Origin of the sequence: Marinifilum sp. RC60d5 (assembly GCF_052400665.1) — a bacterium.
Taxonomy (GTDB): Bacteria; Bacteroidota; Bacteroidia; order Bacteroidales; family Marinifilaceae; genus JBQTGK01.
The window spans coordinates 884,443-908,125 of the sequence record NZ_JBQTGK010000002.1; the positions used below are offsets into that span (position 1 = coordinate 884,443).

At 33.6% G+C, this 23,683-nt stretch carries 13 protein-coding genes, 2 tRNA genes and 1 pseudogene; 6 read left to right on the plus strand and 10 right to left on the minus strand.

Going from position 1 to position 23,683, the window contains the following annotated elements:
- Positions 1–21: 21 nt before the first annotated feature.
- Entirely contained in the window at positions 22–7,479 is a 7,458-nt protein-coding gene (locus ACT3CE_RS07570) for a hemoblobin-interacting domain-containing protein (protein WP_444709158.1), read from the plus strand.
- Between the two features lie 68 nt (positions 7,480–7,547).
- On the opposite strand, the gene rocD is transcribed toward ACT3CE_RS07570, so the two are convergent.
- From rocD to ACT3CE_RS07590, 4 genes and pseudogenes are all read right to left on the minus strand, one after another.
- Positions 7,548–8,777: an ornithine--oxo-acid transaminase gene (rocD, locus tag ACT3CE_RS07575; RefSeq protein ID WP_444709159.1), complete on the minus strand. Its 1,230-nt coding sequence runs from the start codon at positions 8,775–8,777 to the stop codon at positions 7,548–7,550.
- A gap of 586 nt (positions 8,778–9,363) precedes the next feature.
- Positions 9,364–11,085 (minus strand): hypothetical protein, encoded by a 1,722-nt coding sequence (locus ACT3CE_RS07580; RefSeq protein ID WP_444709177.1) that lies wholly within the window; start codon positions 11,083–11,085, stop codon positions 9,364–9,366.
- A gap of 81 nt (positions 11,086–11,166) precedes the next feature.
- Positions 11,167–11,400 (minus strand): annotated as a pseudogene (locus tag ACT3CE_RS07585) (BatA domain-containing protein); the annotation flags it as partial.
- Between the two features lie 62 nt (positions 11,401–11,462).
- Positions 11,463–13,871, minus strand: a complete 2,409-nt coding sequence (locus ACT3CE_RS07590) for a TonB-dependent receptor (RefSeq protein WP_444709160.1) — start codon at positions 13,869–13,871, stop codon at positions 11,463–11,465.
- 185 nt (positions 13,872–14,056) lie between these two features.
- On the opposite strand from ACT3CE_RS07590, the gene ACT3CE_RS07595 reads away from it, so the two are divergent.
- The 4 genes from ACT3CE_RS07595 (at position 14,057) to ACT3CE_RS07610 (ending at position 17,411) form a co-directional block, all read left to right on the plus strand.
- Positions 14,057–15,292: a dipeptidase gene (locus tag ACT3CE_RS07595; RefSeq protein ID WP_444709161.1), complete on the plus strand. Its 1,236-nt coding sequence runs from the start codon at positions 14,057–14,059 to the stop codon at positions 15,290–15,292.
- 160 nt (positions 15,293–15,452) lie between these two features.
- Positions 15,453–15,878 carry an arsenate reductase/protein-tyrosine-phosphatase family protein gene (locus ACT3CE_RS07600; protein WP_444709162.1) on the plus strand — a complete coding sequence of 142 codons (426 nt, stop codon included), beginning with the start codon at positions 15,453–15,455 and terminating at the stop codon, positions 15,876–15,878.
- Between the two features lie 477 nt (positions 15,879–16,355).
- Positions 16,356–16,796, plus strand: coding sequence for a hypothetical protein (locus ACT3CE_RS07605; RefSeq protein WP_444709163.1), 441 nt, complete (start codon positions 16,356–16,358; stop codon positions 16,794–16,796).
- Positions 16,797–17,000: 204 nt separating this feature from the next.
- Positions 17,001–17,411 (plus strand): secondary thiamine-phosphate synthase enzyme YjbQ, encoded by a 411-nt coding sequence (locus ACT3CE_RS07610; protein WP_444709164.1) that lies wholly within the window; start codon positions 17,001–17,003, stop codon positions 17,409–17,411.
- 34 nt (positions 17,412–17,445) lie between these two features.
- Here ACT3CE_RS07610 and ACT3CE_RS07615 read toward each other — a convergent pair whose 3' ends face one another.
- The 5 genes from ACT3CE_RS07615 to ACT3CE_RS07635 form a co-directional block, all read right to left on the minus strand.
- Positions 17,446–19,218, minus strand: a complete 1,773-nt coding sequence (locus tag ACT3CE_RS07615) for an aminopeptidase P family protein (protein ID WP_444709165.1) — start codon at positions 19,216–19,218, stop codon at positions 17,446–17,448.
- 148 nt (positions 19,219–19,366) lie between these two features.
- On the minus strand, positions 19,367–20,428 hold the full coding sequence (locus ACT3CE_RS07620; protein ID WP_444709166.1) for a hypothetical protein: 1,062 nt from the start codon (positions 20,426–20,428) through the stop codon (positions 19,367–19,369).
- Positions 20,429–20,467: 39 nt separating this feature from the next.
- The gene (locus ACT3CE_RS07625) at positions 20,468–21,013 is read right to left on the minus strand and encodes a hypothetical protein (protein ID WP_444709167.1); all 546 of its coding nucleotides are present in this window, start codon (positions 21,011–21,013) and stop codon (positions 20,468–20,470) included.
- 84 nt (positions 21,014–21,097) lie between these two features.
- Entirely contained in the window at positions 21,098–21,664 is a 567-nt protein-coding gene (locus ACT3CE_RS07630; RefSeq protein WP_444709168.1) for an RNA polymerase sigma factor, read from the minus strand.
- A gap of 288 nt (positions 21,665–21,952) precedes the next feature.
- Positions 21,953–22,025, minus strand: a tRNA-Lys gene (locus ACT3CE_RS07635).
- A gap of 162 nt (positions 22,026–22,187) precedes the next feature.
- Between ACT3CE_RS07635 and ACT3CE_RS07640 the strand changes: the two genes are divergently transcribed.
- Complete coding sequence (locus ACT3CE_RS07640; RefSeq protein WP_444709169.1) at positions 22,188–23,555, plus strand: thioredoxin-like domain-containing protein; 1,368 nt, start codon at positions 22,188–22,190, stop codon at positions 23,553–23,555.
- A gap of 52 nt (positions 23,556–23,607) precedes the next feature.
- On the opposite strand, the gene ACT3CE_RS07645 is transcribed toward ACT3CE_RS07640, so the two are convergent.
- Positions 23,608–23,680, minus strand: a tRNA-Lys gene (locus ACT3CE_RS07645).
- Between the last annotated feature and the right edge of the window lie 3 nt (positions 23,681–23,683).

The window sequence follows — 23,683 nt, forward strand, 5'->3', positions numbered from 1 at the left end:
AGTTACCTAAAGTCCTATGTTATGAAAAAAATTTTACTCCTGGGATACCTATGGGTATTTTCCACACTTATTTTATTTGCTCAAAATACACCTCCAGATTTAACGGCAGATGCTGATACCACAGTTGATTCTGATATTGTAATATTATTCACAGACATTGTAGAATGGGAGAATGTTGTTTCCCCACCTAAAATTGTAACTATTTCTGATACTACTTTAACTGTAGGTGATGATTATGATTTCGATTATGAGAACAATACGCTTACACTTAAACCAGGTGGAGGTAAATCGGTCTTACAAAAAGTAGGTGAAAAAACCTTAATTATTGAGGTTGATGGTTATGATAATGCATCCGTTATCCAGACTATTGCACATGGAGTTGCAAGTCAGTTGGCAATGAAAACACAAGCAATTGCACCTTCTATTAATGGCGAGGAGTTTGATCCACAACCAGAGATTGATATTTTGGATCAGTATGGTAATTTATGTGCATCAGACGGAGCCAGAACAATAACAGCTGCTAAAGCAGATGCTGGAAGCTGGATTCTTGGCGGTACATTAGCTCAGGATGCCAATTTTGGAACCTTAACCTTTAGTGGTCTTACAGCTAGTAGTAATGTGGAAATTACGGGTGGAAACATTAGTTTTTCCGCAACAGATCTTACAGGTGTTACATCTTCTAATTTTAATTTAGAATTAAATACTCCTCCTGATCTAACAGCGGCATCGGGTGCTACTGTTGATAATGATTTTGAAATATCTTATGGTGAATTAGTAGATTGGGAGTCTTCAGAATCGTTGAGTATTACCTTTGATGGGATTGAGGTGCCTGCAATTGCGTATACAATTAATTCAACAAGCAATAAAATACTTTTTAAACCTTCAGAACATTCTTCCTTACAAAAAGCACAAACTGCAAATATCATTATTTCAGTAGATGGATATAGTGATGCAAGCGTTTCTCAGATATTAGGTCATGGAGTAGCTACCCACTTGGCTATGGACCTAGAGCCTGTAGCTCCGCTAAATAATGGAGATCTTTTTCAGGATCAGCCTGTTGTTAGTGTTAGAGATCAATATGATAATATTTGTAGTAACAATAATTCGATATCAATAACAGCAGAAGAAAATGATCCTGCTACGTGGAAATTATTGGGAGGCTTAACCGGAACCGTTATTTCGGGTGTTTTATCTTATTCAGATTTAGCAGCCTCAAGTACACAGGTAGTTGAAAATGCTTATATTTCTTTTACAGCATCCGGCCTGACTGGTGTTAGTTCAGCAACATTCAATTTAGCTTTGAATTCACCACCTGATTTAACTGCTGATGCAGATGCAACTGTGGATGGTACATTTGTAATTACATTTACTGATATACAATCATGGCATAGTAAGATTTCAAGTATTACTTATGATGGAAATACAATAGAGGCTACTGCCTATGATACAACAGTCGTTAATCAGATAACTTTTGATCCATTTAAATCTACAATTCTTCAGGTGGCAGGCAGTGGAGATATTGTTATATCAGCTGATGGATTTACTCCTACTGTGGCAATATCTCAAACAATTGGCCATGGAGTTCCTGATTCTATTTATTTTTCTAAACAGCCAACCGCGCCGAGTCAAAATGGTGGACTTTTGGCAATTCAGCCAGAGGTGAGAAGTCTCGATCAGTATGGAAATAATTGTACAGGTGATAATGTAACTATAATATCAGTAGTTAAGGGTGATTCCGAAGATTGGACATTGGGAGGTTCGCCGAATCAAACTCTAACAGGTGGGGTTTTTGCGTATATCGATTTGAGTGCTACTAGTGATGTTGCTGTAAGTGAAGCCTACCTTACAATATCATCAGGTAGTTTTGAAGATGTTAGTTCTGAATCTTTTGATATTCCGGTAAATGATTCTCCTGTTTTATCGTCATCTTCAGATGCAACGGTTGATAATGATTTCTTTATTGAGTTTACCGATGATGCTACTTGGCGTGATAAGATTACTGATGTTAAGTATGGTGGAGCTTCTTTACCTGCATTAGCTTACGATACAGGTGAGGAAGGAAGAATTACATTAAAACCTACAGAATCTTCTACTTTACAGGATGCCGGATCCGATACTTTAACTTTTATTGCCAGTGGATATTCTGATGCTAAGATTTTTCAGAATATCGGACACGGTTTGGTTTCAAGTTTATATATAAAAACACAGCCAGTGGGACCAACAGCAAACGGAAGTGTTTTGGATACTCAGCCTGTTGTTCAGTTGTACGATCAGTATTCTAATGTTTGTACTTCAAATTCAACTGCAATTATTTCTGCTGAAGCTTCCGGAGGAGATTGGAACATTTCCGGAACAATTAACTTAACAGCAGTAGATGGAGAATTTAACTTTACCGATTTAATAGCTAGTAGCGATAGTGAAATTACAGATGCTAGCATAACATTTTCATCTTCTTCACTTGACAATGTTGTAACTGATGTATTTACTGTACCTGCATTGGAAATATCACCAACATTGTTTGCAGCATCAGACGCTACGGTTGACAATACCTTTGAGGTAACTTTTGCAAATAATCCTTCATGGCGGTCGGCTATTGATTCAATTACTTATGGAAGAAGTCTAATTTCTGGGGATGCCTATAATAATACGCAGCAGGAGAAAATTATTTTTGATCCATCGAAAGATGCTGATTTACAACTATCAGGATTAGATACTATAAGAGTTTATGCCAGCACTTATGAAACAGCAAGTGTGCCTCAGGAAATAAAGCATGGTGCAGCAAGCGAAATGGTAATTGTTTTGCAGCCAGCATCGCCTGCAGAAAATGGAGGAGTTTTGGCAACTCAGCCCGGTCTTACATTGCGAGACCAGTATGGAAATGATTGTATTAATGAGAATGCAATTAAGATTACCGCAGCTAAGGGAGATCCAAATGAATGGAGCCTTGGAGGAACAGTGACCAAAACTGCAGCAAATGGATCGGTAAGTTATACTGATTTAACAGCAGGTAGCAATGGCCCAGTGACCGGAGCTTTTATAAGTTTTTCGGCTACTGATTTAACAACTGTTAATTCGAATGCTTTTGATATTCCTGATTTGAATGCAGCTCCTGTTCTTACTGCAGCAACTGATGTTACTGTTGATGCAGATTTTGAAATTACTTTTACAGATAATGTAGATTGGAGAACTCAAATTACTGAAATAAAATATGGAAATGCTGTATTGTCAACTACGGCTTATGATACAACAGAGGCAGGAAAAATTACATTTAAGCCTGCCGAAGATATCGCTTTGCAAACTTCAGCTGATGATTATATTTTTATTAGTTCATCATCTTTTTTAAAAGACTCGATTCAACAGAACATAGATCATGGAGTAGCTACAGGTATCGTAATAACAAGTCAGCCAGAAGGGCCAGATAAGAATGGAGATTTACTGAAAACTCAACCAGAAGTGAAAATACAGGATCAGTACAATAATGATTGTACTACCAATAATCTAACAATTATAAATGCAAATGCAAGTGGAGGAAGCTGGGATCTTGAAGGTACAGATTCTTTAAAGGTAACAAATGGAGTTGCATCTTATGACGATCTTACTGCCGGAAGTACGGTTATGCTAAGTGATGCAACAATTACATTTTCCGGTACAGGACTAACAAACCAGGAATCTGATACGTTTATAATTCCGGCACCTCTGGTTGCACCCTCTTTAATTGCATCGGCAAATGCTACTGTTGATTCACCATTCGATGTTACTTCTTCTGAAAATTCGGAATGGCAGGGGAATATCGATTCTGTTTCCTATGCAGGAAATATTTTGCCAGATAATGCCTATGATAAGAGCCAGGCAGGAAAAATTGTATTTGATCCTGCTCAGGATGTGATCCTGCAACTTGCTGATACAAAAGAGTTAGTTATTTTTTCTAGGGGCTACGAAAATGCTACTCTTAATCAGGAAATTAAACATGGTCAGCCTGATACTTTATTAATTGAAACTCAACCTACCGCACCTTTGGTAAATGGTGGAGTATTAGATTTACAACCTAAAATTTCCCTTAAAGATCAGTACAATAACAATTGTGATACAGAAAGTACTTATGAAGTGTTGGTAATTAAGGGAGATGAATCTGATTGGATTCTGGAAGGAGATACCTTGCAGGCTGTAAGCGATGGTGTAATTAATTATCGCAGTTTATCTGCTTCAAGTACAGATGCAGTTACAGGTGCTTATTTAACATTTACAGGAGAGGGAATTATTTCCGTCGATTCTGATCCGTTTGATATTCCTAATTTGCAGAATCCTCCGAGTTTAACCGCTCAGGTAGATGCTACTGTAGATGCTGATTTTGAGGTTGATATTAGAGGTGGAGATGATTCATGGGCATCTGAAATTACAATGATTACTTACCAGGGAGATACCTTACCCGACACGGCTTACGATATAGAATCTGAGAAAATTATATTTCATGTTTCAGAGGAGATTTTGCTTCAAACATCTGGGGTCTTTAATATTGTGTTTAAAGCATTAGGATATAGCGATGCTAGTGTTGAACAAACAGTGGGGCATGGGCTTACAGCCAGTATGTTAATTACGCAGCAACCTTTAGCACCTATTGCAAATGGAGATTTGCTAGAACAACAGCCAGCATTAGAATTTTACGATCAGTATTCTAATTTATGTGATACCGATAATGAGAAAACAATTATTGTATCCAGAAATGATACTGGAGAGTGGACTCTAGATGGAACAGTGGAAAAAACTGCAGTAAATGGACTTGTTACATTCGAAGATTTGTCGGCTTATTCAACAGCTCCGGTAACAGGTGCTCAAATTTTGTTTAATTCTGCAGATTTAGATGCGGTAGTTTCCGATGTTTTTGATATTCCTGATGTAGCACTTCCACCTGTTTTAACAGCTGCAGCCAGTGCTACAGTCGATAAGCCGTTTAAAATTACTTTTGCAGAAGATTCGGTTTGGCGAAATCGTATTAATGTTGTTACAGTTAAAGATAGTATTTTGCCTATCGAGAGTTATAATTTTTCACAAGTGGGAGAGTTGGAGTTAATTCCTTCTGCTTCATCATTTTTACAAAAGAGTGGAAGTTTTGAGATTATAGTGCAGTCGAGAGGATTTTCACATGATACTGTGCAGCAGGATATTCAACATGGAATAGCGGATAGTTTATTGATATTGGTTCAACCTACAGCTCCCGAAAGTAATGGGGATTCTTTAGCCAATCAGCCAGAATTAAAGTTGGTAGATCAGTATTTAAATGATTGTATTACTGATAATTCAACTCTAGTAAATGTTGAAAAATATGATAACAAAGCCTGGGATTTGAGCGGAGCATTAGAAGTTCAGTCGGCAGAAGGTCTGGTTGATTTTACCGACCTGGTAGCAAGCAGCGAGATAGCAATTGATTCGGCTTATTTGCAATTTTATTTTGCTGCCGATAGTGTGATTTCTAATTTGTTTGCCATTCCTGTACCTGTAATTGAACTTATAGCAGCCGAGAATGTTACTGTTGATGAACAGTTTAGTATTCAGACAAGTGATAATTCCAGCTGGAGAGATTCTATTTCTGCAGTAAGCTATGCTGGAGAAACATTAGCAGATACAGCTTATTTGATTGAGGCTGGAAAAATAACTTTTTATCCGCAAAAAGATTCTATTCTTCAGATTGCAAGAACTGATACCATTGTTGTTTATGCAAATGCTTATGCCGATGCTAGAGTTGAACAATTTATAGGTCATGGTGTAACCACCGAAATGCTAATTGTAGATCAGCCGTTAGGTCCGGAAAATAATGGTGATACTTTATCTTTACAGCCTAAAATACAGTTGCAGGATCAGTATAAGAATAATTGTGAAACTGATAATACAACGCAGGTGTTGGTTGAAAAATATTCCGATGAATCGGATAACAACAATTCAGAACAGTGGGATTTAGGCGGAGAAAAAACCATAAGCTCGACCGAAGGGGTTGTACAATTTACCAATTTAACCGCATCGAGTGAAGATCTTGTAATTGGTGCGCGCTTGTTATTTACATCGGAGAATTTACCAAATGTAGTATCGGATAGTTTCGATATTGTAAGGCCTCTTGCTCCAATTATTACGCCTGCAGCCAATGCAAATGTAGATGAACAGTTTGTGGTTACTTTTACAGATAATAAATCGTGGAGAGAACAAATTTTTGATATCAGATATGGAATTAGGAGTTTGGAAGGGAATTATGATATTTCTGTTCCAGGACAAATTTCTTTCGATCCTTCGGTAACTTCTATTTTACAGCAATATGGAGTAGATTCTATGTATGTTTATTCTGGAAGTTACGATACCACAAGATTTGAGCAGCCTATTCATCATGGGAAATCTAAATATTTAGTAATTTCTAAGGAACCATCGCCACCAACTACAAATGGAGGTGAATTTATAAGACAGCCTCAGTTGGTAATTCAGGATCAGTACAGAAATATGTGTGATACCGATAGTGAATCGCCAGTAACAGTTCGTAAAGCCGATTTGGGAGAATGGACTTTATCTGGAACATTAACACAAGTTGCTGTAAATGGAGAGATTATATTTGTGGATTTGGCAGCTACAAGTGAAATGGAAGTGCGGAATGCTAAAATGGAATTTGAAGGGACAGGACTAATTTCGAAAATGTCGCAAACATTTACAATTCCCGAACCAAAAACCAATAGGGCAGGTGAGGCAAATGCTAATCCTGAACTGGTATGTTATGGCGCAAAATCGAATATTACGCTTGTTGGTTTCGATGGAGACATTCAGTGGCAAATTTATAATGAGCTCGATGATAAATATGAGGATCTTGATGGTGAAAATTCTGAATTACTTGTAACTAGTGAGATTGTTAAGAATGAAATTTACCGTGCAATGGTTAGTAAATCAGGTTTTGCTACACAATATTCCAATGCGGTAAGTGTGAGTCCTATAGAACCTCCAGTAGCTGATTTTAGTTTCGAAATAGATTATAACCAGGTACATTTTACCAATTTAAGTGTAAATGCAAGTTCTATACTTTGGGATTTTGGAGATGGCATACTTAGTAGTGAGTTTGAGGTTTCGCACTCTTATGTACTCGAAAGTGCGGAAGGAAGTGGTTATGTGGTAAGTCTTACGGCTTCGAATGTTGCTTGTCCAGATAGTAAAAAGTCCCAGCAAATATTTATTACCACGGGAATTGATGATTTGAATGTTGAAAATAAATTGGTGGTGTATCCAAATCCTAATAGGGGCGATTTCTTTGTTGAGATTTCTGCGATGGATGAGGATGGAATTTTAAGAATATTTAATTCGGCAGGAAAAATTGTGATGTCTAAGGAAATTAAAAAGCATTTTAGTTCGGAACGATTGGAGTTCGATTTAAAAGATATGGCCGGGGGATTTTATTTCTTGACAATTCAATATCCCGATAAGGTGATTAGAACAAAACTGATTATCACGAAATAAATAGTAATTGATTTAAGAAGGGGCAATTTCAGTTTGAAATTGCCCCTTTAAAATTATATGAATTTATACTATTCGAACTCAGCCATTGTTTTCTTAATAATATCAATAGCCTGGCGCAATTGCTCTTCGTTAATTACCAAAGGAGGTGCAAAACGAATAATATGACCATGAGTTGGTTTAGCCAAAAGACCATTATCGCGCAAGCGCATACATACATCCCATGCAGTTTTGCCACCTTTTGGTTTTATAACAATTGCATTTAATAAACCTTTACCACGAACCAATTCAATCATATCCGATTTAACGGCATTTAATTCTTCACGGAAGATTTTACCCATTGCTTCGGCATTTTCGGCTAATTTTTCGTCTTTTATAACATTTAAAGCAGCCATTGCAACTTCGCAGGCAATAGGGTTACCACCAAAAGTAGAACCATGCTCGCCAGGTTTTATGCAAAGCATAATTTCATTGTCTGCTAAAACTGCCGAAACAGGAACAACACCACCCGAAATTGCTTTTCCTAAAATTAACACATCAGGGCGAACACCTTCATGATCGACTGCCAGCAATTTACCGGTTCTTGCAATACCTGTTTGTACTTCGTCGGCTACGAACAATACATTGTTTGCCTTACAAAGATCATAAGCTTTTTTTAGGAATCCATCGCCAGGAACGTATACACCAGCTTCTCCTTGTATAGGTTCCACAAGAAATGCACATACATTAGGGTCTTTTAACTCTTTTTCCAGCGCTTCAACATCGTTATAAGGTATTACAACAAAACCAGGAGTGTAAGGACCAAAACCTTTGTATGAATCCGGATCGGTAGACATTGAGATAATGGTAATTGTACGACCATGGAAGTTTCCGTCGCATACAATAATTTTTGCTTCATTGTCAGGAATGCCTTTAACATCGTAACCCCAGCGGCGAACAAGTTTAAGTGCTGTTTCGTCGGCTTCGGCACCAGTATTCATCGGTAGTACCTTATCGTATCCAAAATAATTGGTAACAAATTCTTCGTATTTACCAAGATTGTTACTGTAAAAAGCACGAGAGGTTAGGGTTAGTTTTTGTGCTTGATCAGTTAAGGCCTTAATAATTTTTGGATGACAATGTCCTTGATTAACGGCAGAATAAGCCGAAAGGAAATCGAAATATTTTTTCCCATCTGTATCCCATACATAAACGCCTTCTCCGCGTTCTAAAACTACAGGAAGTGGATGATAGTTGTGAGCTCCGAACTTAGACTCTTTATCCATGTAGTCTTTTGCTGTCATTGTTAAAGTGTTAGTCATAATTACAATATTTATAAGGTTTATTTATTAGGATTAAATCTTTTAAATTTGATATGCCAATTTTGTAATTATTTTTCGATTTTCCATACGTTTTAAAGAAAAAATCGATGCAGATAATAAAAAAAATAAAATCCTGACTTTTATCATAAATACACTTTTTATCTCTTGTTATGCTTATGATTAAGACGGAATGTAAGTAAATTGTTGGGATCCTTGTAAAATGGAGATTTATAATGGGTTGTTCTGGAAAAAATGTATTTGTGAATGTTTTTTTTGAGTAGGAAGAAATGAACGTTTGAAAAATATGTTTTTTACAGGACTGATTAATAAAGATGCCTACTTACTATTTTAAAAATTTAACAAAGAGAAATATATTGTCGAAATTAACCAAGTTGCTTAAAATCAGTGGATTTTAGTTTGCTTTATAAGTGTGTTTACTGTTTGTATTTTACAATTGCTTAACTATTAAATAGTATATATACATTTACAATAAATTTTATAAGACTAGTTGTTTTATGATTTATGTATATTTTATTAATATTAACTATCTGTTGTATTGGTTTATATGGTATTATTATCTTATGAATTATATTCTATTTCTTTGAATAATTCCTTCTGTAATAAAAAACACTATGCATAACAGAATAAATATTCTCCAAATTTGCGTAGTTTCTCTTTGTTCATGATAAACTGTAGAGAGCTTTATTTTTGAAGGTGAAACTACACTCACATTGCCTTTAGTATGGTTTATTTTGTCCTTAATTTCTGCAAAGGAGTAATATTCAGTATTCGATTCGTTTCTGGAATGATTAAAGGAACAGGTTTGAATGAGAGAATCTTTCCGAATGATACTGTAGTTGCCCGCGTATTTTATCTGACTTTTTGTATGCAGAATACTGTTTTGATTTGATCTGGTAAATTGTTGGGGAATAATATCTGTGTTTGAGTTTATAATATGAATGGGCTCATCGTTTGTGTGAATTGTATTTTGTTGAATCTCGATAGTATTATTTTTGCCTGTTTGAAAATATAAGTTAGCAGAAGTGTTGGTGTTTTTTGTTAGATTAATGATGCTGGGAATAAAAATTGGATGCGTAATAAGATTGGTCCATTTGGAATTTAGATTTATACTTAACTGATAAAAATTTCCTGTTCCGTAAGATTGTTTTGAAAAAAGAATATCCTTACCAGCCGAAGTCCAAATTGTTTCAGCTAATTTGTTTTTAGCAGGAAATAGTTTATAATGCTTGAAAATATCTGGTAAGCGAGCATTTTTATCCATCTTTTTAAATACATCTTTGTAAATTTCCGAGTTTTGTTCTATATCAGATAATCTTTGCTGACTCGAATCAATTTGCATGTATTTTAAGGCAGAAATATCGCTTAAAAATGAATTAAGCGAGTTGTCTATTTTTTCTCCCGGAACAAAAAGAATATTACCTCCTTTGTTCAAATATTCTTTTAAATTTTGTTTTAAACCGCTTTCGATAACATTTATCTCATTTAAAATAAGTAATTGATATTTGTTTAGATTTTCATTAAATAGCTTGGATTTTAGAACATTAGTCAGTAAAAATTCTTCTTTACTACTCAATAAATTGTTGATGTACGGATTTTCGGAATGCTGATTAATAACCAAAATACTGGCTTTTTTATCAATTTTATAAGAAAAGTACAAACTGTTATCGTAAGTAATTGGATAATCACTTATTTGAACTTTAGCTTTACAGATTCCTTTTTTAGGATTCGTATATTTTAATTTTACGATTTCTTTTGATTTAGACTTAATATCGACAGAGGCTATTGCTTTTATGCTATCGTTAATACTTAGCTGAACAGGGATTTTTTGAAAGTCCTGTTCAGAATTATTTTTTATTTTAACTAATAATTCCTGAACTGTTTTAGCTTGAGTGTAAGGTTTTTCGAACCAGCAAGTGTCAAGAAGTAAATTACTAACTGTTTCTATTTTTAATGGAATTAAGAATAGCTTTGTTAAGCTATCTGTTTTTAAATTTTCAAAATCACTTTGGTATTTCTGAAAATCAGATAGAATAAATACATCTATAGATTCTTCTTTATTATCTATTTCTATATTTTTTAATTGTTCCGATAGGTTTATAACTGTAGGAGATGGTTGTATTTCCTGTACTCTCGCAATTGCCTGATTTTTAGTTAAACTGCTGGAAAAGTATGTTATGTCGTTGTTGTATATTCGTATTTTAGTAGAATTGTTTACTGATTTAATCAGTTCAAAAGCTTTATTTTTAGCTATTTCTAAAGCATTTCCCTCTTCGGTATTTGCGTTCATACTAAACGAATTATCAATATAAATATTTACACTTTCGTTTTTCTGATTTTTTTTATTCTGTTTTAAATTATTAGGAATAAAAGGTTGAGCAAATGCAATTATTATGCAGCTTAACGCAAGCAATCTTAATAATAAAATAAGCAGTTTTTTAAGTTTTGATTTTTTTTTATGCTCAGTTTCAAGCGTCTTAAGAAAGCGCAGATTACTGAAATATATCTTAGTGAATCTTTTAAAATTAAAAAGATGAATAAGTATAGGAATCAGAAGTAGTAATAAAAACCAAAGATATTGAGGATGCAGAAATTGAAATGACATAATAATGTGCTTATAAAGATTAGCAAAATAGGTAAAAAGTGAATTGAAATAAAGTCTTTTCCTTAAAATTTCGCACTTAACTTTAAGTTTATTTTTTGTCCGGTTAAATAATTTGGAATTGCATACTGATTATTGGAAATGTCTTTTATCCATAAATAGGAAACGGTATTGTTGATATCTAGCACGTTAAATATTTCAAGTCCAATCCACATCGATTTAAAATGTTTTAATAAGCCTTGTTTTTGTGTATCCTCATCGACAAGAACTTTCGAAAAACCCAAATCTATTCGTCGGTAGTTTGGTATTCTGAACGATCCGCCATTCTTACCTTTTTTAGGACTCCAAACCGGAAGTCTGCCTCCGTAAAAAAGACTTAAATGCATTTTATAAGATGGATTGTTTGGTAAATAATCCTGAAAGAACATTGAAAAATTAAAGCTTTGATCGCTCGGACGAGGAATGTAGGATAGTTTATCTCCATAAATATTTTCTTCGGTTTTCATTAGAGATAAACTCGCCCACGATTCGGTTCCGGGAACAAATTCGCCATTAATTCTAAGGTCTAATCCTGTTGCATATCCTTTGGCTTTTTTGTCGCCATAGTAGCGAATTCGAACATTTTCAATATCATAAGGTGTTACCGAAGTTAAATCTTTATAGTAAATCTCGCTTGAAAATTTAAAAGCCCGGTTCCAGGCTTTAAAGTAATATTCTTGTCCCAAAACATAATGAATCGATTTTTGTATGTTTAATCTGTCGCTAATATTTCCATCAATCATTAACATTTCGCGGTAGGAAGGAATTTGTTGGTAAGATCCGGCCGCTAAACGGAATTTAACTTTGTTTTTCCATTTAGGAATGTAATTTATCGAAGCACGGGGAGAGAAAATTCCTTTTTCAGTGTAATCCCAATAATGATATCTTAGTCCGCCGGTAATTTGTAATTCTCCTTTGCTGGTATTTAATACCTGTGTAGCTTGAACAAATGTTTTTAAATGTTTGTTATCTATTTTATTGTTTGCATTTCGCGAGTAAGCAAGTAATACATCCGATGTCGAAACCGGCATAGAATAACCTGCCGAATCCTGATATTGCCATTCGTTAATTTCATCATCAACCCTTTCAGATTTAGCACCAATTCCCCATTGAATAAATAAATTATTTATCGAATGGTCTCCCTTTATATCTATGGTGTAAACATCTTTTTCGAGTCTATTTCTGGCATGATCGATAAATGTACCAATGCCTAAGTTTTCGATACTTTCATCTTGATTTCCTCCTTGAGATACAAATAAATCACTTAGGTAATACTGACCCATAATATCAAACTTTTCTTCTTCGCTAGTCTCATATCTACTTCCTATTAAGCGAATTAGAGAATTTGAGTTCGGGTGATATTTTAGTGTAAAAGCTTGAGTATTTGTTTTATATTCATCTTTTTCCTGTCCGTCGAAATAAATATCCAGTTGAAGAGCATTGCTAATTGTTCCAAAAGAGGTGTTTCTGTTATCTGGTCTGAATTGATATTTATTTTCGCTTAAATTTGCCCATAAGTGCAGACTAAGCGAAGAGTTAAAGCGATAGTTTACTAAGGCCTGGAAATCGGTAAAATTAGGTTCGTATTCACCTTTAGTATCTAATGATTGTAGTAAGTATCGATTGGTTTTATAGCGCATTCCTGCGATATACGAAAGCTTACTGTTTTTACTTTTATTTCCCAGATGAGCCGATGCACCAAGCATGCTTATCTCTGTTGATGCTTCAAATTTATTGGGTGTTTTGTATTTCACATCTAACACAGAAGACATCTTATCTCCATATTTTGCATCAAATCCGCCAGAGGAAAATTGAATAGAGGAAACCAAATCAGGATTAATAATACTTAAACCTTCCTGCTGACCTGATCTTATTAAATTAGGACGATAAATTTCAATTTCGTTTATGTACACTAAATTTTCATCGAAATTACCTCCTCTAACCGAATATTGAGAGCTTAATTCGTTGTTTGAACTAACACCGGGCAAACTTTTAATTAATTGCTCAACAGCACCGCTACTACTTACCGGAATTTGATTCAAATGTTTAGTACTTATTCCTGTAGTTTTATTTCGAATGTTTTGATTAGCTTCAATTTTAACTTCTCCAATTTGTTCTTTCTTGAGGCTTAGTTTTATAATTATGTTTTTAAACTCTCTGCTTTTAATAGTATAGCTTTTTGCAAAGTCGATATAACTAACATGAGAAACCTGAATTGTAAATTCTTTTTTATTAGGCAGCTTAAACGAGAATCGACCTAGACTGTCGCTATTGGTAATTAATGGTGTATTTTCTATTTTAATGTAGGCTCCGGCAATGGAATTATTTTCTGAATCGATAATTTGACCTTTTAGAGTTCTGGTGTTTTGGGCTTTTAATAGAATAGGGAATATTAATAATATTATTATAATGAATCGCGAAATTGATTGAACCATAATTTATCGGTGCAGTTTGGATGTTAGCATTGTTTTTAAATCCGAAATTATCGAAAACAACAATATACAAAGCAATTTGAAAAATAAAGAATAGTTTGCATAAAATTTATAAGAGCAACTTATAATCTATTATTAAAATAAGACAATTATCTTTACCATTCTAATCCTGAAAAACTGTACTTAATATGAAACTATTTTCCTTAAAAATTGACTTAGTAAATCTAGCTCTTTTGGCTTTTCTTTCTTTTTCATCGTGTCAGACTATGGAGCAAAAAGTAGCTAAAATTCATAACCATGCATTTACCATCGATACTCATGTAGATACTCCTTATCATTTGTTAGATTCTACTTTTGATATTGGCGCTTATCATGATTATAAACCAGGCGGATCTTGCGTTGATTTTCCCAGAATGAAAGCTGGCGGATTGGATGGAATCTTTTTTGCAGCTTTTACTTCGCAGCGAGAAAGAACCCGGGAGAATATTTTGGCAGCTAAAAATAAGGCGGATGAATTGATCGATTCGATTTATGCTGCGTGTAAAAAATATCCGGAACTGGCAAAGGTTGCAACAAGCGTTTCGGATGGGTATGAAATTGAAAAACAAGGAAAAAGAGCCATTTATATTGGTATGGAAAATGGTTTTCCTATCGGTACTGATTTATCTGAAATAGAGAGGTACTACAAAAGAGGAGTGCGATACATTACTTTATGTCATACTTTGAATAATGATATTTGTGATTCTTCAACCGACCGTTTTGGGCCAGAGTTTAATGGATTAAGCGATTTTGGAACTCAGGTGCTTAAGGAAATGAATCGTTTGGGAATTTTAGTTGATGTTTCTCATATTTCGGATAGTTCCTTTTATGATGTTCTGAAATTAAGTAAAACACCTGTTATTGCTTCTCATTCCTGCGCTCGTGCAATATGCAATAATCCAAGAAATTTAAACGATGATATGTTGTTAGCACTTGCCAAAAATGGTGGGGTAATTCAAATGTGTATTCTGGATGATTATGTGAAAGCTCCAGATAAGAATTCGGAGCGCTACAAAAAAGAATTAGAACTTAGAGAGCGCTATAGAAATGCAGGTAAGATGAGCAAAGAAGAGGAAGCTGAAATTTGGGCAGAATGGAGACAAATGCAGGCTGATTATCCAAAAGAAAAACCTACTGTTGCTGATGCGGTAAATCATATCGATCATATTGTAAATTTAATTGGAATAGATTTCGTAGGAATAGGAACTGATTTTGACGGTGGAGGAGGTCTTAAAGATTGTGCCGATGCTAGTCAGATGATGAATATAACAAAAGAATTGCTGAAAAGAGATTATACAATTGAAGACATACATAAAATTTGGGGTGGTAATTTTATGCGTGTGTTCAGTGAGGTTGAAAACTATTCTACTAAAGCAAGTATTTAGCTTCTATCTATATTGCTTAAATAGTTATTTCTGCTGAGTTTGAGTTTTTTAATTTACAAGGTAATTGCTCATCAGCAATTTGTATGCTGTTATTTTTGCATTCATTTTTTAATGTGATTGTTTTATACATTTGTCAGATAAAATTTAAAGTGAACTTATAGTGAAAAAATTATTGATAATAAGTGATAAAAATGAAGCTCGTTCTCAGATGGCAGAGAAGTGGCTAAATTACTATGGTAAAAAGCATTTAAAAGTGTATAGTGCAGGTATAAATAAAGGATCCATTAGCATTTTAGCTCAAAAAGCAATGGCCGAAGCGGTAATGGATATTCCAGAATATAAATCAAAATTATTATCTGATTTGAATGAAGATACATTCGATTTTGTTTTGTGTTTTGATAAGGGATTTTCTGAAAAATTACCGGAATTTCCTGGAAATCCGGAATTGTCAGTGTTTGATGTGCCAAATCCTGCAATGGTTGAGGGGGAAGAGAATGTTAAACTACAAGCTTACAATGTTGTTTGCAATGCCATTGATGATGCTTGTTTTATTTTTATGCAGAAAAGATTTAAAATTGTTCAATAAAATTGTTAAATATATTGATAAGTAAAGTTGATTCTGCTGTCTTAGGATCAGCTGAAAAATATTGTAGGTGAATATGTTCTATGGGATTCAGTTTTTGAGTCCCTTTTTTTTTATTTGCTTGTCTAAAGTTTATGAGCTTTTATAGACTTATTTGTAGGAGAGTAGCTTATTTTGTTATCTAATATTATGAACGTAAAGATACTCTTTATTTTACTTGTAAATCGTTGATTAATTTTGATATGAATAATTATTTATTTGTGACTTTGTGCTTGACAACGGATGGAATAATTCGTAAATTTAATTTAGATTCAACTATTAGAAGACATTGTAAATTTACGTTTAAATAATTTGTGTAAAACATGAAATATGTATTAATGAACTTCGCGCGAAAGTTGGATATATTCCTCTCATTATCTTATCGAAAATTAAACCTTTCGTTTTAATTTTTTAGAATCTATTTATTTAAAGGAGACGAAGATGAAAAAAAACATTGGAGTTTGGTTGGACACCGAAAAAGCCTACATTATTACGCTTAAAAATGGAGAAAGTACTGTTGAAGTAATTGAATCGGAAGTTGAAACCAGAGTGCGCTTTAAAGGAGAAACAAAAGCATATTCAAGAATGGGAAATCAGTTTATAAATCCTGCTAAGAGGATGACTCACCGACGCAGACATCAATTTAAACAATATTTTGAGAGTATTACAAATTGTTTAAAAGATGCTGAGGAAATTTATCTTTTTGGACCTGCAGAAACAAAAGTGCATTTGGCAAAATATTTGAATAAATATCCAAATTTAAATGAACGAATACGTAAAATAGAATCGGAAGATCATTTAACCGAAAATCAAATGATTGCGCATGTAAAGGAAGTGTTTGAAAAAGAAGATGTTAATTTAAAAGTAAGAATAAGACATTAATAAATATCAGATAGAGAATAATGCGGTTCCCGCTTTTGAATTTTTGAATTAGATGACCATCGAAAACAGAATTCAAAAGCGTGAATTTTTTGCATAAGTTTGCTGCACAAACCATAGCTTTAATTTTAAATGTCTTGCTATTATTTGTACTATTCCCTAATTTAGTTGTTCTATTAATTTTAGCAGAAAACATAGCACCAATTAATGATACAGCAAATAGAAATAACATTACCAGCCTATCCAAGAGGTTATCATTTAATCGACTCCGAAATTGAAAGGCAATTGCCTAATTTACCGGGAGTAGGAATCTTAAATTTATTTATAAAACATACTTCGGCAGCTCTTAGTATTAATGAGAATGCCGATCCTTCGGTGCGTGATGATTTTGAGTCGATTATGAATAATTTAGTGCCCGAAAATGAAGATTATTATACTCATGTTTTTGAAGGTTCGGATGATATGCCTGCCCATATAAAAGCTTCTTTAATAGGTCCAGATTTATCAATTCCAATTAGTAAGGGGCGATTAAATTTAGGAACATGGCAGGGGGTGTATTTGTGTGAGTTTCGAAACAGAGGGGGTAAAAGAAAAATTGTAGCTACCATTTACTCATAAGAAAAACGCCTCGAATTTCGAGGCGTTTTTATGTCTATATTGCTTTGGTTTTATTTCTTAACCATGCTTTGTGTTTCTCATCTAATTCGGGAGAAAGAATATCGTAAACTTTTTGGTGATAATTATTTAGCCAAATTTTTTCGTTGGGGCTTAAAATATCGGTATTTATGCCTTTTGTCTCGAAATGGCAAAGGGTAATGGTTTCAAAATTAAGAAAGTCACCAAATTCCGACGATTCAGCTTTCTTACAAAGAATCAGGTTTTCGTGACGGATTCCATATTTTCCAACACGATATAAACCGGGTTCGTTAGAGGTAATCATTCCTGCCATTATGGCCTGATCCTTAAGCTCCTGACGAATGCTTTGTGGGCCTTCGTGTACATTTAAAAAACAGCCAACACCATGTCCGGTACCATGACCAAAATTTCTGTAGTTTTTCCACAAATCCATACGCGCCAAAATGTCTAAATTACAGCCACGGGTGCCTACAGGAAAAACGGCCATTGCCAATTGGATCATTCCTTTTAATACAAGAGTAAAATCTAATTTTTCTTCTTCGTTTAAATCTCCTAAAGGAATTGTTCTTGTAATATCGGTTGTGCCATCTAAAAATTGAGCTCCCGAATCAATTAAGAGCATTCCTTCCGGTTTAATTTCAACATTACTTTCTTGCGTTGTAGAGTAGTGTGGATGTGCTCCATGATCTTTATATCCACAAATGGTTCCAAAACTTTCTCCTTTAAAATCTTCTTGCTGCGAGCGGAATTCTTTTAATTTTTCCATTACCGTAAATTCGGTAATTTTTGTTTTACCAAGATTTTCTTCCAGCCAGTAATAGAAATGAGTTAGAGCAATACCATCTTTTTTCATGGCATTTTTCATTCCTTTTATTTCTACTTCGTTTTTCAAGCTTTTTAATAGCTGCGAAGGATTTTCTTTCTCAATAATGTTTGCCGAAATAGAATTAAAAGCGCGCAAATTTGTTCTGTTCGAATCTAGCATTACATTTGCCGATCCTGGAATTTCTTCCAAATCATTAAATATTTGATCGTAATGGGCTATAGAAATTCCATCTTCCTTTAAGCTTTGAGTAAAAGAATGAGAAACAGTTTCGGCCTTTAGGTAAACTGTTGCCGATTCTTTACCAATTACTCCATAAGCTAAAGCAAGTGGATTGTAGTCTACATCGCTTCCTCTTAAGTTAAAAATCCAGGCAACATCGTCCATACTACCCACAAAATGGTAATTACAATCTGAAGCTGCCATCTCTTTACGGATTTTGGTAAGCTTTGCATAACGGGTATTACCTGAATATTTTAATTCATGATCGAAAATAACTCCATTAGGGAGTGCAGGTCTGTTTTTCCAAATTTCTCCAATTAAATCAAATTCTTCAATTATGTGAATATCCAGATTGCCAAGTTTGTGCTTTAAATCTCGGGTTTGGGTAACCGAAAAGCAAGTGCCGTCGAAACCTACATTTGCATCAACGGGTAGTTCTTGAGCTAGCCATTCGAAAGGCGATGGGGTGTTTGCCGTACCCATTTTAAAAAGGGTAATATTACTGTCTTTTAATTGATTTTCAGCCTGTAGAAAATATCTGGAATCAGTCCACAATCCTGCATTGTTTTCAGTAATTACAACTGTTCCTGCCGAACCTGTAAAGCCGGAAATCCATTGTCGGCTTGTCCATCTTTCAGGAACATATTCGCTCATGTGCGGGTCCGAACTGGTTATAATGTAAGCATGAATATTTTTTTCATTCATTAAAAAACGCAGGGCGTTTATTTTTTCAGCAACAGTCATTTTAGCTTTGTTATTATTTAAGGTGTAAAATTACAATAATATGAATTATCTGTAGCGATTTAATTATGATTTTTTAATAATAGTAGTGAAAAAAACATAAAAAAACCTCTCTCAGGATTTGAAAGAGGTGTCTGTTTTTGAAATTTTATTATCGTAAACTTACGTTGCCATATTGACTGTTAATTTTAACTTTTCCCTGAGTCTCGCTGGAATTACCAACAATAACTTTTAGCAAAGTTTCAGAATTGTCAACAATCTTCTGAATTACCTGAGCATTATCGGGGTAGTTAATACCGCAATATTTTGTTTCAGCTTCGAGCGAATACGAGGCTCCTTCTTCAATTGCAATTTTACTGGCTACATACTGATTGTCAACCACAATAGATTTAAAGTCTTTCGAAACATTATCAATTTTACAATTTCCGTAACGAAGGTTCAATTCCAGATTTGTGTTTACATTTTCAATTCTAAAATCGGAATATTGTCCCATGTTTACAATAAATGTATTTGTGTTAACAACATTAAAAGCGTCGTATTTGGAATCGGCAATAACAGTTTCATTATTATCTAAATGTAATTTTGAGTAACGGCTAACAACAATTAGTGCTTTACTAGTGCCAATATTCATTTTCGAATATTTTAGGCTTAGTTTTGTTCTGTTACATTCATCAATGGATGCTTTAGCATAAGATAAGTTAATGGTGCTAACTGGTTTTTCTTCAGGGTAAAAGAAACTTTCTCCACGAAGATTTCCATAGCTTAGATTTATGTTCGCTTTTGCTCGCAGCTTACTAATAAATATATCTCCAAATTTGTTTGAAATATCAAGTTGAATATATGCAGGCATAAAAATTTCATAATCGATTTTGAATTTTTTTCCTGTTTTAAATTTGTGCGACATTTCGGTTACTGCAGAAATCGAATTGTCCGATTTATTCATTTTAACATCAATATTATTAAATAAAGATTTAGCTTTTTCTTCGCTGGTAGTTTCTATAGTGATAATTACTTTTATCGAAACAGAATCCTTTTCCCAGTTTTTAATATCAATATCGCCGTATTTGCTATGAATGTTTAAGCTTGTTCCTAGCTTACTAGCGAAAACTTCTTTTATTTCTTTTTCGTATTCGTCAATTGCATACACATTGCTACCTAAAGCAATTAACAAAACAAGTAAAAGAGCCGAAAGTTTAAATTTAAATGTCTTCATCGGTTTATAGTTTTTTTATTGTAATATTCTTATTTGATTTTATGCCGAAACGTTTAAGTTCGTTTTTGTTTGTTTTCTAACCTGATATAATTGTTCGATAATTCGATTTAAAATATTAGTTTTTACCTGATAATATTCAATCATAGCTTCTATTATTCTATCATCATCAGGATGCAATTTTAATTCTGTTTTTAGCTGATTGTATTTTTCGTCCATATCTTTTAATTCTTCAGCTAAAATGTTTTGATGTATGGATTTATCGAAAGTACCCATTTTATAAATCATTTTTAACTGATTATCGATATTAGAAGTATAAAATAATTCAACTTCCTGATATTCGGGAGATATTGTACCTAAGCTAATCTGATTATTTTGCATGTTACGAATCTGATAGCCTGTAATCCCCGAAAGGATCACAAAAATAAGGATTACCGCCACTTTAAAAAAGTTTGAAGTCATAAAGACGGTTTTCTTTTTTTGATTTTGATTAACTTTTGAAAGAAAATTTTTGAAATGAGCTTCGTTTGGCTCATAATCATCAAATTCTTCTTTATGATCTTTAAAAATATGTTCTAAATTTTTCATACATACAAATTTTAAATGTACTGTTGTATGTAACCTTTTGTTCGCAATTATCAATTTAAAAATCAATAATAGTGAGAGTTTGGTTTACAGCAATTTCTTGGTTTTTTTATCTTCTAAAATCTGAATTAATTTTTTCTTGGCTCTTAAAAATTGCGATCGCGATGTAGATGCATTAATATCTAAAACAGAAGCAATTTCTTCATGATCGTAGCCTTCAAGTAAATACAGACTTAGTATTATTCGGTAACCTGTTGGTAGCAGGTTTATAGCATTTTTTATTTCTTCAATTTGTTGCGAATTGTCTTCCAGCTTATATTCTGCTTCAGTATCTTTAAGTTTATATAGTTCATTTTCTAAGGGAAACAATTCCAGTTTTCTCTTTTTTAAACTATCCAATGAGCGATTAATAACAATTTTCTTTAACCAGGCACCAAAACTAACTTCTCCTTTGTATTTTTCCAGATTTTTAAAGGCCGATAAAAATGCTTCCTGCATAATATCTTCGGCTTCACACTCATCTTTAACAATTCGTAAAGATGAGTTGTACATCGCTTTATAATAAAGCTTGTAAATTTTAAATTGTGCTTTGGCGTCATTTTTTCCGCAAAGCTCAATTAAATCCTGGTGAATGTTTCGGTACAGTGAGCTCATTAATCAATTTCTATTGTAATGACGATTGCAGAAAGCATGCGTTGCATCTGTTTGTGTTATTTATCACATTAAATATAATAAAAAGTAGTAGGATGTTTATAATTAGTGCCGATAATGTTAGTAATGAAAATAATAGGTGTATGGGAAAAATATCGAAGAAAAATTGATGGGTTTCTAATTTGTGAGAAAATTCTGTTTTATTCACTCAGTTTTTAGGATAGAACAAACTTGTTTTAGTAAAGTTCTATGCAAAAAAAGAGTTCCAACTTTTGGAAACTCTTTTGTTTGTGATCCCTCTGGGGTTCGAACCCAGGACCCCAACATTAAAAGTGTTGTGCTCTACCAGCTGAGCTAAGGAATCGAAAACTCTAAAGTACTGAAAAATTTAAATCTTTAAAAGTGATTGTCGATTTTAGAACTGTTTTTTTAAGAAATATTCTAAGGGTTATAGATTGTGTTGCAAAATTAGAATCAGTACTTTTATGTATCTTTAAAGGAATAATTATTTAATTGTATTATTGATATGTGCGGAAGATTATTGGTTCTTGTATTCTTATTATTTGCTCAGTTAGGATTTGGACAGTCGCAAATGAGCTTGAAAGCTAAAATGGTTGATTATATAAATGATAATTTTTTGCTTTTAAGTGGCGACGAAGGTGGTGTATATGTTGTAGATAGTGCTACAGTTAATACAGTTGGGGAGTTAAAGTTTTCGTGGAATGGCAAGTTTGGTTTTTATCGGATAGCTGGAGAAATGGGAAGTATTGATATTAGAATTATGGATAATAATTTCGATTTTACTTTAACGGGAAGTATAGGAAATGGGGAGTTAAGTTTTGCAGAAAATGATGAGAACAATCAATATCAGTACTATTTATCGGAATTAAATTTGCTAAACAAATCTATTTATAAGCTTCATGCCGACCTAGAGAAACAAAATGTTAAGGATACTTTATACAAAGATAAGTATGCCGAGTTTAAACAGCTTAAAAAAGAAAAAAGAAGTTTTCTGAAAGATTTATGGGGGAGTAATATCGATTCGTGGTCCGCTCGTTTTGCTTTAGCTCAGCAAGAGTTGGTTCCCGATATAAAATTGAAAGCCAATAAAGCCGATGAATATTATTTAAAACACTTTTTCGACTATTTTGCTTTTAGCGATACTTTATTGGTAGGAACACCGGTTTATTATGAAAAAATAGGAAAGTATTTAAAAGTAATTAAGTTGAATGAGCTTATTAAAAACGGAAATTATAAGAAGATAAAAGAACTTCTTGGCAATTTATTTTGGTTAACAGAGTTAGATCCGGGATCACAAAAATATCTGGCAAATTATTTGTTTAACAGATATCCTGAAGAGAAATATCCGCAAGTATATTATATTGTTGCCGAAGCTTACCGGGTTTTAAATACCTGTGAATATGTGTTGAATAGTAGAATTATAAGAAACAGAATTGCCAATGCCAAAAACATAAAAAAAGGATGGCAGGCACCCGATGTTGCCTTGTACCACTCATTAGATGGTAGATTTCAATCTTTGAGCGATGTAAATAGCGAGTTAACTTTATTTATTGTGTGGTCAGGATCATGTAAACATAGTGTGGAATTACTTACTAAGATATCTCAATTGTATTATTTATATAAAGAATTGGGGCTGGAAATTGTTGCGGTATCTCTTGATAATAACCTGGATTTTTGGAGACAAACAATTTCGTATAAGGATTTTTCGTGGATTAATGCTTGTGATACTGATGGCTTGAATGGGAGCGTAGCCAGTCAATTTAGTATTCATCTTACTCCAAGCATGTTTATATTAGATCCTTCTTTAAAAGTAGTTGCTGTTCCGCAAACATTTTTTCAGTTAGAAAAAGTTCTGAATGAAGTGTTTCAGTAATCGAAATGTAAAGTATACAAAAAACCACCAAATATATTTGGTGGTTTTTTTGTGATCCCTCTGGGGTTCGAACCCAGGACCCCAACATTAAAAGTGTTGTGCTCTACCAGCTGAGCTAAGGAATCATC

Coding starts and splice junctions, on each gene's coding strand:
- ACT3CE_RS07570 (WP_444709158.1), top strand. CDS start 22: ATGAAAAAAATTTTACTCCTGGGATACCTATGGGTATTTTCCACACTT.
- rocD (WP_444709159.1), bottom strand. CDS start 8,777: ATGACTAACACTTTAACAATGACAGCAAAAGACTACATGGATAAAGAG.
- ACT3CE_RS07580 (WP_444709177.1), bottom strand. CDS start 11,085: ATGAACGCAAATACCGAAGAGGGAAATGCTTTAGAAATAGCTAAAAAT.
- ACT3CE_RS07590 (WP_444709160.1), bottom strand. CDS start 13,871: ATGGTTCAATCAATTTCGCGATTCATTATAATAATATTATTAATATTC.
- ACT3CE_RS07595 (WP_444709161.1), top strand. CDS start 14,057: ATGAAACTATTTTCCTTAAAAATTGACTTAGTAAATCTAGCTCTTTTG.
- ACT3CE_RS07605 (WP_444709163.1), top strand. CDS start 16,356: ATGAAAAAAAACATTGGAGTTTGGTTGGACACCGAAAAAGCCTACATT.
- ACT3CE_RS07610 (WP_444709164.1), top strand. CDS start 17,001: ATGATACAGCAAATAGAAATAACATTACCAGCCTATCCAAGAGGTTAT.
- ACT3CE_RS07615 (WP_444709165.1), bottom strand. CDS start 19,218: ATGACTGTTGCTGAAAAAATAAACGCCCTGCGTTTTTTAATGAATGAA.
- ACT3CE_RS07620 (WP_444709166.1), bottom strand. CDS start 20,428: ATGAAGACATTTAAATTTAAACTTTCGGCTCTTTTACTTGTTTTGTTA.
- ACT3CE_RS07625 (WP_444709167.1), bottom strand. CDS start 21,013: ATGAAAAATTTAGAACATATTTTTAAAGATCATAAAGAAGAATTTGAT.
- ACT3CE_RS07630 (WP_444709168.1), bottom strand. CDS start 21,664: ATGAGCTCACTGTACCGAAACATTCACCAGGATTTAATTGAGCTTTGC.
- ACT3CE_RS07640 (WP_444709169.1), top strand. CDS start 22,188: ATGTGCGGAAGATTATTGGTTCTTGTATTCTTATTATTTGCTCAGTTA.